General features: G+C 60.2%; 14 protein-coding genes. 11 read left to right on the top strand and 3 right to left on the bottom strand.

Going from position 1 to position 14,889, the window contains the following annotated elements:
• Positions 1-50 precede the first annotated feature (50 nt).
• Both RXV86_RS01720 and RXV86_RS01715 read right to left on the bottom strand, forming a co-directional pair.
• On the bottom strand, positions 51-1,226 hold the full coding sequence (locus RXV86_RS01720; protein ID WP_316297071.1) for a UbiA family prenyltransferase: 1,176 nt from the start codon (positions 1,224-1,226) through the stop codon (positions 51-53).
• A 3-nt stretch (positions 1,227-1,229) separates the two neighbouring features.
• Complete coding sequence (locus tag RXV86_RS01715; RefSeq protein ID WP_316298408.1) at positions 1,230-2,057, bottom strand: lytic transglycosylase domain-containing protein; 828 nt, start codon at positions 2,055-2,057, stop codon at positions 1,230-1,232.
• Positions 2,058-2,511: 454 nt separating this feature from the next.
• Here RXV86_RS01715 and RXV86_RS01710 point away from each other — a divergent pair, with 454 nt between their 5' ends.
• The 11 genes from RXV86_RS01710 to RXV86_RS01660 all read left to right on the top strand — a co-directional run bounded on the left by RXV86_RS01710 (position 2,512) and on the right by RXV86_RS01660 (position 13,249).
• On the top strand, positions 2,512-2,697 hold the full coding sequence (locus RXV86_RS01710; RefSeq protein ID WP_316297070.1) for a hypothetical protein: 186 nt from the start codon (positions 2,512-2,514) through the stop codon (positions 2,695-2,697).
• 259 nt (positions 2,698-2,956) lie between these two features.
• Positions 2,957-3,805: a Flp pilus assembly protein CpaB gene (gene cpaB / locus RXV86_RS01705; RefSeq protein WP_316297069.1), complete on the top strand. Its 849-nt coding sequence runs from the start codon at positions 2,957-2,959 to the stop codon at positions 3,803-3,805.
• 234 nt (positions 3,806-4,039) lie between these two features.
• Positions 4,040-5,467 carry a type II and III secretion system protein family protein gene (locus RXV86_RS01700; RefSeq protein ID WP_316297068.1) on the top strand — a complete coding sequence of 476 codons (1,428 nt, stop codon included), beginning with the start codon at positions 4,040-4,042 and terminating at the stop codon, positions 5,465-5,467.
• A gap of 22 nt (positions 5,468-5,489) precedes the next feature.
• Positions 5,490-6,149, top strand: a complete 660-nt coding sequence (locus RXV86_RS01695) for an OmpA family protein (protein ID WP_316297067.1) — start codon at positions 5,490-5,492, stop codon at positions 6,147-6,149.
• A 294-nt stretch (positions 6,150-6,443) separates the two neighbouring features.
• On the top strand, positions 6,444-7,688 hold the full coding sequence (locus tag RXV86_RS01690; protein WP_316297066.1) for an AAA family ATPase: 1,245 nt from the start codon (positions 6,444-6,446) through the stop codon (positions 7,686-7,688).
• An 18-nt stretch (positions 7,689-7,706) separates the two neighbouring features.
• On the top strand, positions 7,707-9,182 hold the full coding sequence (locus tag RXV86_RS01685; RefSeq protein WP_316297065.1) for a CpaF family protein: 1,476 nt from the start codon (positions 7,707-7,709) through the stop codon (positions 9,180-9,182).
• 5 nt (positions 9,183-9,187) lie between these two features.
• Positions 9,188-10,156 (top strand): type II secretion system F family protein, encoded by a 969-nt coding sequence (locus tag RXV86_RS01680; protein WP_316297064.1) that lies wholly within the window; start codon positions 9,188-9,190, stop codon positions 10,154-10,156.
• A gap of 15 nt (positions 10,157-10,171) precedes the next feature.
• On the top strand, positions 10,172-11,146 hold the full coding sequence (locus RXV86_RS01675) for a type II secretion system F family protein (protein WP_316297063.1): 975 nt from the start codon (positions 10,172-10,174) through the stop codon (positions 11,144-11,146).
• A gap of 144 nt (positions 11,147-11,290) precedes the next feature.
• Positions 11,291-11,845 (top strand): tetratricopeptide repeat protein, encoded by a 555-nt coding sequence (locus RXV86_RS01670; protein ID WP_316297062.1) that lies wholly within the window; start codon positions 11,291-11,293, stop codon positions 11,843-11,845.
• A gap of 37 nt (positions 11,846-11,882) precedes the next feature.
• Positions 11,883-12,743 (top strand): tetratricopeptide repeat protein, encoded by an 861-nt coding sequence (locus RXV86_RS01665; protein ID WP_316297061.1) that lies wholly within the window; start codon positions 11,883-11,885, stop codon positions 12,741-12,743.
• 11 nt (positions 12,744-12,754) lie between these two features.
• Positions 12,755-13,249, top strand: coding sequence for a prepilin peptidase (locus RXV86_RS01660; protein WP_316297060.1), 495 nt, complete (start codon positions 12,755-12,757; stop codon positions 13,247-13,249).
• 25 nt (positions 13,250-13,274) lie between these two features.
• Here RXV86_RS01660 and RXV86_RS01655 read toward each other — a convergent pair whose 3' ends face one another.
• Complete coding sequence (locus RXV86_RS01655) at positions 13,275-14,804, bottom strand: hypothetical protein (RefSeq protein WP_316297059.1); 1,530 nt, start codon at positions 14,802-14,804, stop codon at positions 13,275-13,277.
• Between the last annotated feature and the right edge of the window lie 85 nt (positions 14,805-14,889).

The raw sequence follows: 14,889 nt of genomic DNA, 5'->3' as shown, positions 1-14,889 counted from the left end.
GGGCCACGCGGGCGCGCGCGTCCCAAGCCGCCGCGCGGCGGCGCCCCGGCTCACAATCCCAGCCATTTCGCCCAGAGCCCGGCGGCGTACCACATCAGCGCCAGGGTAATCATGATCAACCCCAGCCCCCGCTTGTCGCGCATGGCGAAGACAATTGGGTCGTAGTCCTGCTTGCCATAGAACCCAAGCCGCACCATCCGGAACAGCCACCCCGCCAATGGGATCATCGCCAACCACAGGATCCAGCGATCCGGGTAGAGCGCCCGCGCCTGATCCGACATGGTATAAAGAAAGAACACCACCAGCGACGCAAGCATACCCAGCATCGACAGGTTCAACAGCTTGCCACGATCGGGTCGGCCATAGCCCCGTCCCGGCAACGGGTCATCATTCTTGGCCAAGGTCAGCTCGGTCAACCGCTTGACCGCCCCTAAGGTCAGGAAGACCGGGAAGACGAAAATGACCATGTAGATTGAACTTTCGACCTGAACCGCAGCGGCCCCCGCCACCACGCGGATAGTATAAAGCGAGGCCAAAGTACCGATATCGACCCAACGGGCGCGCTTCAGGCGGAAGGAATAGACGATCGACAGGGCGACATAGAATACCGTGACTACCACGAACAGCGGCCCCAGCATCGCGCCAAGCCCCAATGCGAGGGCCACCAGAACGAAAAACGCGCCCACCCCCGCACGGATCGGCACCGCACCGCTGGCAAAGGGGCGTTTGCATTTTTTTTCGTGCAGCCGGTCGGCCTCGAGATCAAGCAGATCATTAACCACATAGATCGACGAGGCCGCGGCGGAAAACGCCACCATGCCCAGCAGAACCTGTGCAATCGCCGCCCATTCGAACCTGTGCGCCGCCAGCAAAGGCAATAGCAGCAGGATATTCTTCACCCATTGATGCGGCCGCAGCGCGCGGGCCATGTCGCGCGGATGCCAGCCCTGCGCCACCGCTTGCCCCGGCGCGTCGGAGACCCCATCGAGCCCATGCAGCGTCGCCAGCTCCTCGGCAAGCCTCGCATCCCCTTTCGAACACAGCAGAACCTGCCGCCCCTCGGTCCGCGCTGCCTCAATCTTCGCCAGTGCCGCGTCCGAGACCGGCAACAGATCGGCCCGAAGCACCCCGTCGCCGGTAATGGCATCCAGCCGTCGCTCCAGGCTCGGGTCCGTCCGCAGGAACCCCCCGGCCAACCGCAGAACCAGCGGTTCCATGTTGCTCATCCCCTAGCCCCCGCTGACATCGACGTTGAAAACACAGCCATCCGACACCAGTTGCGGCGGCGTCAGGCACAGCCCCCGCGCCGTCTTGAACGCCGCCAATACCTTGGGTACGTAGTCGCGGGTCTCGGCATAGGGCGGCACGCCGGCATTTTTCTTCACCGCGCCCTCGCCCGCATTATACCCGGCCAACACCAGAATCGGGTCGTTGTCGAACTCCTTCATCAGGTAGTTCAGGAACTTGACCCCGCCCTTGATATTCTCGGCCGCGACCGTCGCATCGCTGACCCCGAACCGCGCCGCCGTGTCGGGCATCAGCTGCATCAGCCCCTGCGCGCCGGCACTGCTTGTCGCATCCGCCTTGCCCGCCGATTCCACCGAGATCACCGCCAGCACCAACGCCGGCGACACCTCGGTGCCCACCGTGGCCAGCAGTATATCCGCCCCGCGTGCGCGCGCTATATCCTGCAACCCCTGCAACCGGGGCGCTTTGACCGTAGCTTTCCCCGCAGGTGGATTGGCAATCCGGTTCAGCGCCAATTCCAGCCGTCCGGGCCCGCTTTGATCAATCGCAGGGGAAATCTTGTCCCAGAACCAGGTATAGCTCTCGCTTGGCACCTTGGGTGCAGCGTTCGCCTCCGTTGCCGCACCGCTTTCGGATTCGGCCTCGGGTTCGGCTTTCTTCCCCAGCTTGGGGTTCTGCCGCGCCATGTCCTCGGGGGTCACGCCGATGGTGATCCGCTTGCCCCCGCCCTTCTTTGGCGGCTTGACCGATTTGAACGTGAATTGCGGAAACGGCTTTGGGCTATCGGCCAGGGCCGGTGCCAGAACCATAGGGGCCGCCGCGCAAAAGGCGACAGCCGCTTTCAATAAAATGCGTCGCATGGCTGCGATCTTTCCTGCCTCGTCATATTTATGGGGGTCCGCCGCTTGATACGCGCCTGAAGCACCCCTTTATTAACCAAATAGTCGCAGAACTGGGCGGTTCAGGCCAGTTTTCCCCGGAAATTAACCAAGAAATATGCCACATTTGCCACGCCGAACGCGCTCAAACACCGGGCCAACAGATTTCTTTCAGTTTTTTTACACTTCTTTTCAATGGGTTAACAAAAAACAGCCCGTTGTCACCGAAATTGACCTGAATTGCTAAATTCGTGCCCCAATCCTGCCCGAATCCAATGGCTTATTAAGCCCATGCCAAGACGGCGACGGACCAATGAGAGAGAACGGTTCAACACAGTCGCTGCCAGGGTAATGTAATCTAACTGATCCTTTGGAGGGACGAACCATGATCAAATTCATCAAAAATTTCCGCAAAGACGAAGACGGCGCCGTTACGGTTGACTGGGTTGTGCTGACCGCAGCTGTTGTTGGCCTGGCCGTTGCCGCTTACTCGTCGATCAAAACCGGCGCAACCGGTCTGACCTCGTCGACCGCGGACTACATGGGCAGCCACGGCCCCGACACGTTCTAATCTGAACCGTGTTTGACAGAATTCGGAACGGGCCGCCCAGCATGGGCGGCCCGTTCTCATATTTGAGTTAACAAGCCTTCCTTACGAGTATAGCGCCTCGACCGCTCCCACTGGCGGCCTGGGGAACGCGGATTGAATCGCCGGGATAGGGTCACGCGCATTCCCATATTTGGACACATTTACGTGTCACACCGGTCAGGAAACACTGTGCCCATTGCGCACCCGGCACCCCGCCGGACAAATAACGAGAGGTAGAACCATGCGAGCCGTTTTTGGACTTGTTCTGATCGTAGGGATCGGTTTGGCCGGGTTTGCCGTCTATATGGCGCAAACCAAGTTTTCCGCCTATGAGGCCGAACTCGAACGCCGCGCCAGCGGCGGGTCGGTCGATATGGTCGAGATTTACGTCGCGACCAAGGCAATGAAATACGGTGACGAGATCACCAAAGCCGACGTGGCCAAGGTCAAGTGGCCGCGTCACCTGAAAGTTGAAGGTGCCTACTTCAAGGAAGAACAGCTCTTCCCTATCCCGGACACACCGCGAGTGATGCTGCGCGCCATCGAACGTAACGAACCGGTGACCGCGATCAAAGTGACCAAGCCTGGTGAAAAGGCCGGGATCACATCGCTCCTTGAGCGTGGCATGCGCGCCTTTGCCATCAAGGTTGACGTGACCTCCGGCGTTTCAGGCTTCCTGCGACCCGGCCACAAGGTCGATGTCTACTGGACCGGTGATGTCTTGACCTCGGATGGCAAGCGTCGCGAAATAACTAAGCTGATCGAGGCTGCGGTCCAGATCGTCGCAATCGACCAGTCCGCCAATGTCGACAGCCCCAAGGCATCGATTGCGCGCACGGTGACCGTGTCGGTCAAACCGCAACAGGTTGCCGGTCTCGCCCAGGCTCAATCGACCGGACGCCTGTCTCTGTCGCTGGTCGGCTCCGAAGACGATACCGTCGCCGCCGACATCGAAATCGACCAGAACAGCCTGCTGGGAATCGCCCGGGCCGAGGCCCCTGCCCCGAAAGCGGCCGAGAAAAAAGTCTGCACCATCCGCACCCGCCGTGGCGCGGAAGTGGTTGAAATTCCAATCCCCTGCACCAACTGAAGGTTGCGCGGATGGGCTGCGAAAAAGATCAAAAACGGGGGGCAAAATGCTCCCCGTTTTACGTTTGGTGCGGGGCAACAGGTCGGCCATCGGCCTCGTCTGTTGCCAGTTATCCACATAAATGCATCGCGAGAACCCATTGATTCTTGCAAAAAAACTAAAACTGGCGCATGGTTCGGCGAAATACGGGCAACAAGACCCGCAAACGAGGCGTGATCGGAGAGGCAGGTCACAATGAAAATGAGCAGACTTCTAACAGCGGCCCTTTTGGGCCTTACCTTGGGCGTTGCCCACGTGCCGACCGTTGGTCAGGCCGAAAACCTTCGCGTGGTCAAACGCGGCACATCTTCCAACCTGAGCGTGCCGATGAACCGCGCCGTTGTGGTCGAAAGCGACACACCCTTTGCGGAGCTTTCCATCGCCAACCCGCAGATCGCGGACATCTCGTCGCTCAGCGACCGGACAATCTATGTTCTTGGCAAATCGCCGGGGATGACCACGCTGACGCTGCTGGATCCCAACGGCCAGCTGATCACCAATGTCGATGTGCGCGTCGCGCCCGACATTTCCGAATTCAAGGAACGCCTGCGGCAGATCCTGCCCGGCGAAAAGATCGAAGTGCGCACGGCCAATGACGGTATCGTGCTCAGTGGCACCGTATCTTCCTCGGCGCGCCTGCAACGCGCACTGGACCTGGCCGAACGTTACGCACCCGAGCGTGTATCGAACCTGATGGGCGTCGGTGGCGTCCAGCAGGTCATGCTCAAGGTCCGCTTTGCCGAGATGCAGCGCACCGTGTCGAAATCGCTTTCGACCTCTCTGGCGCTGAACGGCAACATGTTCGGCGGTGGCCTGGGCGTGAATGGCGGCACCAACACCAACAATAACTCCGGCTCCATTGCCAACTCTCTGGGCGGCAACGTTCCGGGTGTTTCCGAGGCGAACGGCGCCATGCTGTTTGGCTTCAACGCCGGCGCAGTCGAGGTTGGCGTCCTACTGGAAGCCCTTGAAACAAAAGGGGTTGTTCGCACCCTGGCCGAACCGAACCTGACCGCCCTTTCGGGGCAAGAGGCCAAGTTCCTTGCCGGTGGCGAATACCCGATCCCGGTGGCCCAGGATGGTGGCACCATTTCCATTGAATTCAAACCGTTCGGGGTCGAGCTCAACTTCATTCCGCGCGTTGTCGACGGAGACCTGATCAACCTCGAACTCGAAGCAGCAGTCAGCTCGATCGACCCGACCAATGCTGCTACCTTCAACAACTTCTCGGTCGATGCCTTCCGGCGCCGCGAAACCTCGACCACGGTCGAAATGCGCGACGGCGAAAGCTTTGCCATCGCCGGCCTGTTGCAGGATGACTTCTTGGATACCAACGGCCAGGTGCCGTGGCTCGGTGACGTGCCGATCCTCGGGGCTCTGTTCCGCTCGGCCAGCTACCAGCGCCAGCAGTCGGAACTGGTGATCATCATCACCGCCCACCTGGTCACTCCGACCCGCGGCGAGGCTTTTGTTCTTCCCACCGATCGGGTCCGCCCGCCAACCGAAAAGGACCTGTTCCTCAATGGCAAAGTGGCGCGTGACGCCCGCACCCCAACAAAAGGTGCGGCAGGCGAGGTAGCCAAACAGGACTTTACCGGTTCTTACGGCTATGTAATGGATTGATGCAGCACGGGGGCATGACACAATGAAGAAGATACTTCTCCTCTCCACCGGCCTTCTGGCGCTTACTGGCTGTGCCGTGAACACTCCCGGTGGGCAATCCTTCTTCCGCGAGGCGGGTGCCAATATCGATACCGGCCATTTCGGCAACGCGACGATGAACAACACCCAGATCATGTCGGGTGAACGGTCCTTCGTCTTTTCGCTGGCCAGTCGCTTTGCGCAGGAAGTTCCCACCAACGTGAACTTTGCCTTTGACAGCGCAGTTCTGGATGCCGGAGCCCGCGACACGCTGCGGCAACAGGCCCGCTGGATCCGGCAATTCCCCGAGGTCCGCTTCAAGGTCTTCGGTCATGCCGACGCCCCGGGTTCGAATGCCTATAACAAACGCCTTGGATTGCGCCGTGCCAAAGCGGTCGTGCGCTACCTCGCCAGCCAGGGCATCAGCCGTTCGCGGCTCGAGGCTGTCTCGTCGCTGGGTGAAACACAGCTGATCGTTAACACGCAGGGCCGCGACCGTCGCAATCGCCGCGCCGTGACCGAGGTTTCGGGCTTTGTCCGCAGCCATCCATCGGTTCTGGACGGCAAATACGCCGCGATCATCTATCGTGACTACGTCGAAAGCGCTCAGTCACGAACAACGCTTGAAGGAATCACCGGCGACGACCTGAAAACCAGCGAGTAACCAAACCACATTCCCTCTGAAACCCGCGCCAGGCCTCTCCTGGCGCGGGATTTTTTTTGTGCTCCCCGCCCCATCTGTCCGCCTTTTGCCGTCCTGTCTTGCCTTCGCATCGTCGCAGAATTCCGCACAATTTCATTTTTTCAGCCCTAATGTTGCCCCAGTTCCCGATGAAATTGACCGCAATGGAAATACTGCGCCTTCCCGAAACTGGGCGCCGGACCCGCATTTCAAACGCCGTATTCGATGCGCGCGGCCCCTGGAACGCCAAGGTTCGAACCGAAAGGAAACGAGGCAATGACGAGCAACGAGCATCTCACGACGGAACTGAGCCCGCTTCAGGCCTGCACCATCTCGCGCGATGTGCAGAATTTCGACCTGCTGATCGAGGATATGGAGACCGCTCTGGGAGAAAACTGGGGGGATCTCGGTTTTGCTGAAGCCAAAGCCTTCTTCCATCAGCCCGAGGCCGAATCCCTTGAATTCGTTGCTATCGCAATCGACGAAAGCGACGAGGAAAAGCTCGTCATGCTGGGCGACATCATCGACGCTGCCAAGGACAAGGGTATCAAGATCATCCTGATCGCCGAAGATGTCAGCCCCGCCTCGCTGCACCAGCTTCTGCGCCAGGGGGCTGATGAATTCGTGCCCTACCCGCTTCCCGAAGGCGAATTGCAGGCCGCAATCGAACGGATCCGTACACCCGAACCGGTTTACGACCCGGTCGCGGTGCCGATGGCGCCGATTGCAAAGTCGGGGGGAAATCGCAACGGTGTGGTCATCGCCAGCCACGGTCTTGCCGGCGGCACCGGCAGCACTACGCTTGCCGTCAACCTCGCTTGGGAACTGGCCACCATATCCAAGGAAGAAGCGCCACAAGTTTGCCTGATCGATCTCGATTTGCAGTTTGGCGCCGTATCTACCTATCTCGACCTTCCCCGCCGCGAGGCGGTCTACGAGATGCTGACGGACACCGAAAGCATGGATGACGAGGTTTTCAAACAGGCGCTTGTCGGATACGAGGACAAACTGTCGGTTCTGACAGCCCCGACCGAGATGCTGCCGCTGGACCTGATCTCGTCCGAGGACGTGACCGCGGTGATCGACATGGCGAAAAGCCATTTCGACTATGTCATCATCGACATGCCGTCCACCCTGGTGCAATGGACCGAGTCCATTCTCAGCACCGCGCATATCTATTTCGCCATGCTCGAACTCGACATGCGGTCAGCCCAAAACACGCTGCGCCTGAAACGCGCGCTCCAGGCCGAAGACCTGCCGGTCGAGAAACTACGCTACGTGCTGAACCGGGCCCCGAAATTCACCGATCTCAACGGCAAGAGCCGGGTCAAGCGCCTGAGCGAAAGCCTCGACATCGGAATCGAGTTGCAACTGCCCGACGGCGGCAAACCGGTGGTGCAGGCCGCCGACCATGGCCTGCCGCTGGCCACTGCCGCGGCGAAAAACCCGCTGCGCAAAGAAATCGCCAAGCTGGCCGCCAGTTTGCACGAACTTGGCCAGGAACCGGCCGAAGCCGCCTGAGACAAAGGATAGACACTTATGTTTTCGCGCTACAAAAAGCCTTCCGGCACCCCGAAGCCCGCCGCCCCGGGCAAAGGCAATGTGACCGATTTGGCCGCGGCCAAACCAGCCGCCGCGCAATCCAAGCCGCAGCCCCAGGCCGCGGCGCCCGCGTCTATGCGCAAGCCCAATCCGTCAACACCCGCGCGTGCCGCAGCCCCCGACAAGGAGCTCAAGCGCAAGAAGCGCATGGCCGAGTTGAAAATCCAACTCCACCGCGAACTTCTGGAAAACCTCAACCTCGCCGCGCTTGAAACCGCGACCGAGGCCGAGTTGCGCACCGAGATCAACGAGATCACCACCGAGGTTCTGAACCAGAAATCGGTGGTTTTGAACCGCGAGGACCGCGCGCAGCTCAACAAGGAGCTGTTTGACGAGGTGACGGGTCTCGGCCCATTAGAAACCCTGCTGGAAGATGAAACTGTCAACGACATCTTGGTGAACGGTCCGCAACAGATCTTTGTCGAACGTTCGGGCAAGCTGGAACTGACCGACATCACCTTCAAGGACGAAAAGCACTTGATGCGGATCATCGACAAGATCGTGTCGGCCGTTGGCCGGCGTGTCGATGAATCGAACCCCTATGTTGACGCCCGTCTAATGGACGGATCGCGTTTCAACGCCATGGTGCCGCCGATCGCCGTGGACGGGTCGCTGGTTTCCATTCGTAAGTTCAAGAAGGACAAACTCGGCATCGACGATCTTGTCCGTTTCGGCGCGTTTTCCGAGGAAATGGCCGCCTATCTTCAGGCTGCGGTTGCCACCCGTTTGAATATTATCGTCTCGGGCGGTACCGGTTCCGGTAAAACGACCACGCTCAACGCGCTTTCCTCGTTCATCGACGATGCCGAGCGCATCCTGACGATCGAGGATACGGCGGAACTTCAATTGCAACAGACCCATGTCGGCCGGATGGAATCCCGTCCGCCCAACGTCGAAGGCAAAGGCGAAGTCAGCCCCCGCGACTGTCTGAAAAACGCCCTGCGGATGCGCCCCGACCGCATCATCGTCGGGGAAACGCGGGGCGAGGAAGTCATCGACATGCTCCAGGCCATGAACACCGGCCACGACGGTTCGATGACCACGATCCACGCCAACAACGCCCGCGATGGTATTTCCCGTCTGGAAAACATGATCGCCATGGCCGGGATCGAGATGCCCTTGAAAGCGGTGCGCTCGCAGATTTCTTCGGCTGTGAACCTGATCGTGCAGGCCAGCCGTCTTCAGGATGGCTCGCGCCGCATGACTTCGATAACCGAAATTACCGGGATGGAAGGCGACGTAATCTCGATGCAGGAAGTGTTCCGCTTCCAGCGCGTCGGCCTGACCCCGGACAACAAGATCATCGGTCACTTCACCGCCACCGGCGTGCGTTCGCACTTCTCCGAACGCTTCCGTCTCTGGGGCTATGACCTGCCGCCGTCGATCTTTGAACCCACTCTAGCAGCGGAGTAAATGTAATGGCGATTAGTGCAGAACCGCTTATCTATGGCCTGATCTTCGTTGGGGTTCTAGTCCTCGTCGAGGGCCTCTACCTGACCGTGTTCGGCAAGTCGATCTCACTCAACAGCCGCGTCAATCGCCGGCTTGAGATGCTCGAGAAAGGCACCAACCGCGAAGAGGTGATGGAAAAACTCCGCAAGGAGATGAGCCAGCACATGAAATCGCGGAAAATCCCGCTCTATTCCCTGCTGGCCGAAAAGGCCCAACGCGCCGCGATTGCCTTTACCCCCGGCCAGTTGATCCTGATCATGATCGGCCTGTCGGTGGTCGCCTTTGTAGGACTGACCGTCGGCACCGAGGCCGCTGTCGAAATCCGCGCGCTTATGTCCGTGGGCATGGGCGTGGGCGGTGTCTATTTCTGGATTAGCTCCAAGGCCAACAAACGCCTGTCGATGATCGAGGAACAGCTGCCCGACGCGGTCGAGCTCATGGTCCGTTCGCTTCGCGTCGGCCACCCGTTTTCGTCGGCGATCCAGATCGTATCGAAAGAGATCAAGGATCCGCTCGCCTCGGAATTCGGCATCATCGCCGATGAAAGCGCCTATGGCCGTGACATGGGCGAAGCCCTGAAAGACATGGCCGAGCGGATTGGCTTGCAGGATTTGCGCTTCCTCGCGGTGGCCGTGACCATCCAGCAGCAATCCGGTGGTAACCTGGCTGAAATCCTGGCCGGTCTCGCCGCGGTGATCCGCGCCCGTTTCCGCCTATTCCGCCGGGTGAAAGCCATCACCGCAGAGGCCAAATGGTCGGGCAAATTCCTGTCGGGCTTCCCGGTCGTGGCACTCATCGCAATCAACGTGATGGACCCGCATTACTATGACGAAGTGATGGATCACCCCTACTTCATCCCGGCCTGCATTTTCGTCGGCGTTATGCTGGGCCTGAACCTTCTGGTGATGCGCTGGCTCACCAACATCAAAGTGTGATCGGAGGATACCCAGATGGACGCGATCAACCAATTTCTGACCGAACAGTTTGGCCCCATGGGGTCGCTGATGGCGGCGGGCTTCCTGGGTGTGGTGATGATCCTCATCACCCTGCCGTTTCTTCTCAAAAAGGACGATGATCCCCTCGACAAGCTGAAGAAATCCACCAAGGCCGCGCAGCGAGGCGAAGAAAACAAGGAAGCCCTGCGCGCCAAACAGCGTAACGACAAGCTGGCCAAGTATTCGCAATTCCTCGAACCCAAGACCGAGGAAGAGCTTCAGGGCATGAAGCTCAAACTGATGCAGGCAGGCTATCGCGACCGTGATGCGGTGCGCTATTTCCACTTTGCCCAGTTCGCGCTCGGGATCGGTTTCCTTATTCTTGGCGTGATCTATTACATTGTCTTCTTGTCCGGTGGCGAAACCAACACCCAGCAGACCCTGATGTATATCCTGGGTCCGGGCGCGGCTGGCTACATGCTGCCGAAATACTGGGTTACCCGCCGTCAGGGCGCCCGCCAGGAAGAGATCACCAACGGCTTCCCGGACGCGCTCGACATGATGCTCGTCTGCGTCGAGGCTGGTCAGTCGATGGACCAGGCAATCCTGCGGGTGTCCGGTGAAATCCGTGCCTCCTACCCCTCGCTGGCCGATGAATTCGAAATCGTCAGCCACGAGATGAAGGCCGGCAAGGACAAGACCGCTGTCCTCAATGACATGGCCGAGCGCGCCGGTGTTCAGGACGTCGCGAGCTTTGTCACCGTGCTGAACCAGTCGCAAAGTTTTGGTACGCCGATTTCCGACGCCCTGCGGGTTTATGCCGGCGAGATGCGTGACAAGCGGGTGATGCGCGCCGAGGAAGCCGCCAACAAGCTGCCAACCAAGATGACGCTGGCGACGATGATGCTCACCGTGCCGCCGCTGCTGATCATCCTTGTCGGTCCGTCGGTGCACGGTATCTCGATGCTCGGCAATATGGGCCAGCACTGACGCCTGCCCGGTAGTGATGCAACAAAACGCCGGTCCGGGCGGAAATTCCGCCCGGTTGCCGCAAAACCTCTCGAAAAATCACCGATTTTCGCGTATGCCCGGATGGAAGAACAAAACACTTGAGCAGGCATTGGTAATACGGGGATGATACGGGCAGGAACCCTCCTGACTTGCGTGGCCCTTCTGGCCGGATGCAGCGCGCCTTTGAGCACGTCGCACGACAGCCCCTTTGCGCCCGGGATCAAGAAAAACGCCCAAGCCGTCGACGGGCTGGTGGTTGGCCACCGCCTGATGCAAGCCGGCGAATACGAACTCGCCTTTGATGCTTTCACCCGCGCCGCGGCGACCGAAGGCATGAATGTCGACGTGGTCTCGGCACTGGGCAGCGCCAATATCGGATTGGGCCGCCTGGGCCAGGCCGAGAAACTGCTGCGCCGGGCGATCAAGATGGACGACGCCATTCCCGAAACCTGGAACAACCTCGGTGTCGTGCTGATGGAAAAGGGCGAATATGCCGAGGCCGAGCAAATCCTGCGCCGCGCCTACGCGCTCGACAATGGCGAAAGTGACTCAATTCGGGATAATTTGCGCTTAGCACTCGCAAAAACGGAAAATCCCGATTATGGTGAAGTACAAGAACAAGATTATAAATTGGTACGGCGGGGCAGCAGCGACTTCCTGATACGCCAGATACCATGACAAAAACGAGGCTGAGGCAGTAAAAGGACGCAGGCAAATGCGCCATATCGGTATTCTTACATTGTGCCTTTCGGGGGCGGTGATGCTCACTGCTTGTGGTGATGCCCCGCGCAAAGGCGAAGTCAACCGTGCGTTGCAGAACGTCAACGTGGTCGACGAAAGCAACCTCAACGACATCATGCTGACCGTGGCGGACCCCAACGAGGCGGTCGCCTATTTTCAGCGCGCCACCAAGGACCAACCCGAGCGCACCGATCTTCAGCGCGGGCTTGCCACGTCGCTGGTCCGGGCCAAGCGCGCGCCCGAGGCGGTGGTCGCGTTTAACAAGCTGACCAAGATGGACGGCGCGACGCTGGATGACGATGTCGATCTGGCCGATGCGATGATCCGCGCCGGCGACTGGAAAGGTGCTGAGGCCAAGCTCGACAAGGTGCCGCCGACTCACGAGACCTTCAAGCGCTACCGGCTTGAGGCGATGGTCGCGGACAGCAACAAGGAATGGAAAAAGGCAGACAGTTTCTATGAAATCGCCGTTGGCCTGACAACCCGCCCCGCTGGCGTTCTCAACAACTGGGGTTACTCCAAACTGACCCGCGGCGATTTTTCCGAGGCAGAGCGCCTGTTTGGCGACGCGATCAAGCAAGACAAGACGCTGTTCACTGCCAAGAACAACATGGTTCTGGCCCGTGGCGCACAGCGCAACTACAACCTGCCGGTGATCCCGATGGACCAGTCCGAGCGCGCGCAGCTTCTGCACACGCTGGGCCTGTCGGCGATCAAGCAGGGCGATGTAGAAACCGGCAAGGGCCTGTTGCGTGAAGCCATCGACACCCACCCCCAGCATTTCGAGGCCGCCGTGCGCTCGCTCCGGGCGCTGGAATCGAGCGTCACGAACTGATTGTCTGAGCGATGACTATCACCGCCCTCTCTGCGATGGTGTTCCTGCCATTCGTGCTGCCCATCTGCCTATGGGTCGCCTGGTCGGACATGGCCACCATGCGCATTCCCAACAAAGCGGTGATGGCGCTGTTCTTCGTTTATGCGATCATTGGCATCTTCGTGCTGCCGCTTGACGAATACCTGTGGCGCTACCTGCACCTGGTGATCATCCTGTTTCTTGGCATCATCCTGAATGCCGCCGGCGCCATTGGCGCGGGCGATGCCAAGTTCGCCGCCGCCGCCGCGCCGCTGGTGGCGCTTGGCGATCTGCGCCTGCTGATGGTGCTGTTTGCGGCCAACCTGCTGGCCGCCGTGATCACCCACCGATTGGCCAAGAAAAGCCCGCTGCGTCGCATGGCCCCCAACTGGGAAAGCTGGAACCGCGGCTGGGACTTCCCTATGGGCCTGTCTCTGGGCACCACGTTAGCGATCTACCTTATCCTCGGCGCGCTCTACGGCGCCTAGGCGCGAAACCGGTACTTCGCTGATTTCAGCGTTGGACCTCGAACACATCCATCATGTCATCCTGAAGCACCGGCATAAGCACAACACCTGCGGCCTCAAGCTTTGACAGGATCATGTCCCGCGTTTCCGGAACTGCCGGACATTTCGGCACCGCCACCAGCTGGGCGGCCTCTACGCCCGGCAACCCGCCAAAATACCACGGCGCGCCGCCGTCAAGCGGCACCCCGCCAAACAGCCACTGAACATTCAACAGGTCGGCTTCCAGTACCGGCTTTTCCCCAAGTCCGGCTGCCTTTAGCGTCTCAACCTCGCGCCGCATGCGCGCCACGGCCCCGCCGATCAACTGACACTTGCCCGAACCCAACCGTACCTTACCGGTCTCCTCTTTAAACCGCGCCGACACGCCGTAAATCTTGTCCTCGGTGGCGAGCAGCGGTTCGAACTTTGCCTTTGGCTGAACCAGTGGACGTACCGGGCTCAGCACCATGTTCACCGCCACCGGAAAGATCAGCACCAGCGCCGCCACACCGGCCACGACCGCTCCGTTCAGAGACGGCTCGCGGGGCCGCAGTGCCAGCACCACGAACGCCCACCAGATCAACCAGATCGGATCATGTCCGTAATTCTGGTACGAGGCGTAAATCGCCCCCGGCAGGATCAGCGTCATGGTCAGCAACACCGCCGCCATCGTGCTGCCCTGCTTGCGCAACCACCACAATGTGCCGATCCCGACCAGCGTGGCTCCGACGTATTTCGGCCAGATCACCACGTGGCTCAACGCCGCCTCCACCGGCGCGCTGCGTACACCCGAGCTGGAAATCTCGCGCAGATCACCCAGGTACGCCATCCAGAACCCGACCCCGTAACCCAGTGTCATCAGGACACAAACCGCCAGCCCTGCGATCAAAGACACTGACAGCACCCGCCACTCGCGCCGCAGCGCCAGACCCGCCAGCACCGCGGGAGCAAAGCCCACGAAATAGGTGATTTTCATCAGCGCCAGCACCGCCATTGACACGCCGACAACCACTCCGTCGCCCACGGCAGCCGGGCGTTTCGACGGCAGCGCCGCGATCAGAAGCGGCGCAAATGCCACCGCCCAGGCCCAGCGATTATAATGCATCGACAGCGAAATACCTGTGCCCGTCGCCCCGTAAACCAGCGCCCCGGCGATCAGCGGCACCGCCGCCGCAAAGCCGATAGCCAACCATCCATCAAGCCGCCGCGTCGCCGCCCACCAGGCCCCCGGCGCCACCAGCGCCGCCACCAGAACCTGCCCCCAGGCCAGCGCCTCGCCCAGGCTCAGCCCGGCGCGTTTCAACGCCGCAAAAGGTTCGAACGCCAGCGCGCCAATCGGCGTGTGATAGTCAACATGTGGTATGCCGCCCCCGGCCCGCCGCAACACCAGGTCCACCAGGTGCAGCATGTCGACCTCGTGCTTGACAAAGTACAGGCCGCCCGAAAGACCCGTCAGCGCGGCCAAAACCACCAGCACTGCCACAATCACGCCCAGAACTTTCCACTGCTCTGCCGCCATTCCTGCCTGCCTCTCCATTTTTTCAGCACTTTATAAGGCTAATACTGTCATTGCACGGGGTTTTGATCGCCCCGGGAAACAAACGAGACAGGACGCAGAGACC

The organism is Aliisedimentitalea sp. MJ-SS2 (assembly GCF_032586155.1).
In the GTDB taxonomy this organism is placed as follows: Bacteria; Pseudomonadota; Alphaproteobacteria; order Rhodobacterales; family Rhodobacteraceae; genus JAWHTC01.
Note: the sequence above shows the minus strand (reverse complement) of the source record. Positions and strands in the feature narration are given on the sequence as shown.

Bases quoted from the DNA above. Each gene is read 5' to 3' on its own strand.
- RXV86_RS01720 (WP_316297071.1), bottom strand. From the start codon at position 1,226: ATGAGCAACATGGAACCGCTGGTTCTGCGGTTGGCCGGGGGGTTCCTG.
- RXV86_RS01715 (WP_316298408.1), bottom strand. From the start codon at position 2,057: ATGGTTCTGGCACCGGCCCTGGCCGATAGCCCAAAGCCGTTTCCGCAA.
- RXV86_RS01710 (WP_316297070.1), top strand. From the start codon at position 2,512: ATGATCAAATTCATCAAAAATTTCCGCAAAGACGAAGACGGCGCCGTT.
- cpaB (WP_316297069.1), top strand. From the start codon at position 2,957: ATGCGAGCCGTTTTTGGACTTGTTCTGATCGTAGGGATCGGTTTGGCC.
- RXV86_RS01700 (WP_316297068.1), top strand. From the start codon at position 4,040: ATGAAAATGAGCAGACTTCTAACAGCGGCCCTTTTGGGCCTTACCTTG.
- RXV86_RS01695 (WP_316297067.1), top strand. From the start codon at position 5,490: ATGAAGAAGATACTTCTCCTCTCCACCGGCCTTCTGGCGCTTACTGGC.
- RXV86_RS01690 (WP_316297066.1), top strand. From the start codon at position 6,444: ATGACGAGCAACGAGCATCTCACGACGGAACTGAGCCCGCTTCAGGCC.
- RXV86_RS01685 (WP_316297065.1), top strand. From the start codon at position 7,707: ATGTTTTCGCGCTACAAAAAGCCTTCCGGCACCCCGAAGCCCGCCGCC.
- RXV86_RS01680 (WP_316297064.1), top strand. From the start codon at position 9,188: ATGGCGATTAGTGCAGAACCGCTTATCTATGGCCTGATCTTCGTTGGG.
- RXV86_RS01675 (WP_316297063.1), top strand. From the start codon at position 10,172: ATGGACGCGATCAACCAATTTCTGACCGAACAGTTTGGCCCCATGGGG.
- RXV86_RS01670 (WP_316297062.1), top strand. From the start codon at position 11,291: ATGATACGGGCAGGAACCCTCCTGACTTGCGTGGCCCTTCTGGCCGGA.
- RXV86_RS01665 (WP_316297061.1), top strand. From the start codon at position 11,883: ATGCGCCATATCGGTATTCTTACATTGTGCCTTTCGGGGGCGGTGATG.
- RXV86_RS01660 (WP_316297060.1), top strand. From the start codon at position 12,755: ATGACTATCACCGCCCTCTCTGCGATGGTGTTCCTGCCATTCGTGCTG.
- RXV86_RS01655 (WP_316297059.1), bottom strand. From the start codon at position 14,804: ATGGAGAGGCAGGCAGGAATGGCGGCAGAGCAGTGGAAAGTTCTGGGC.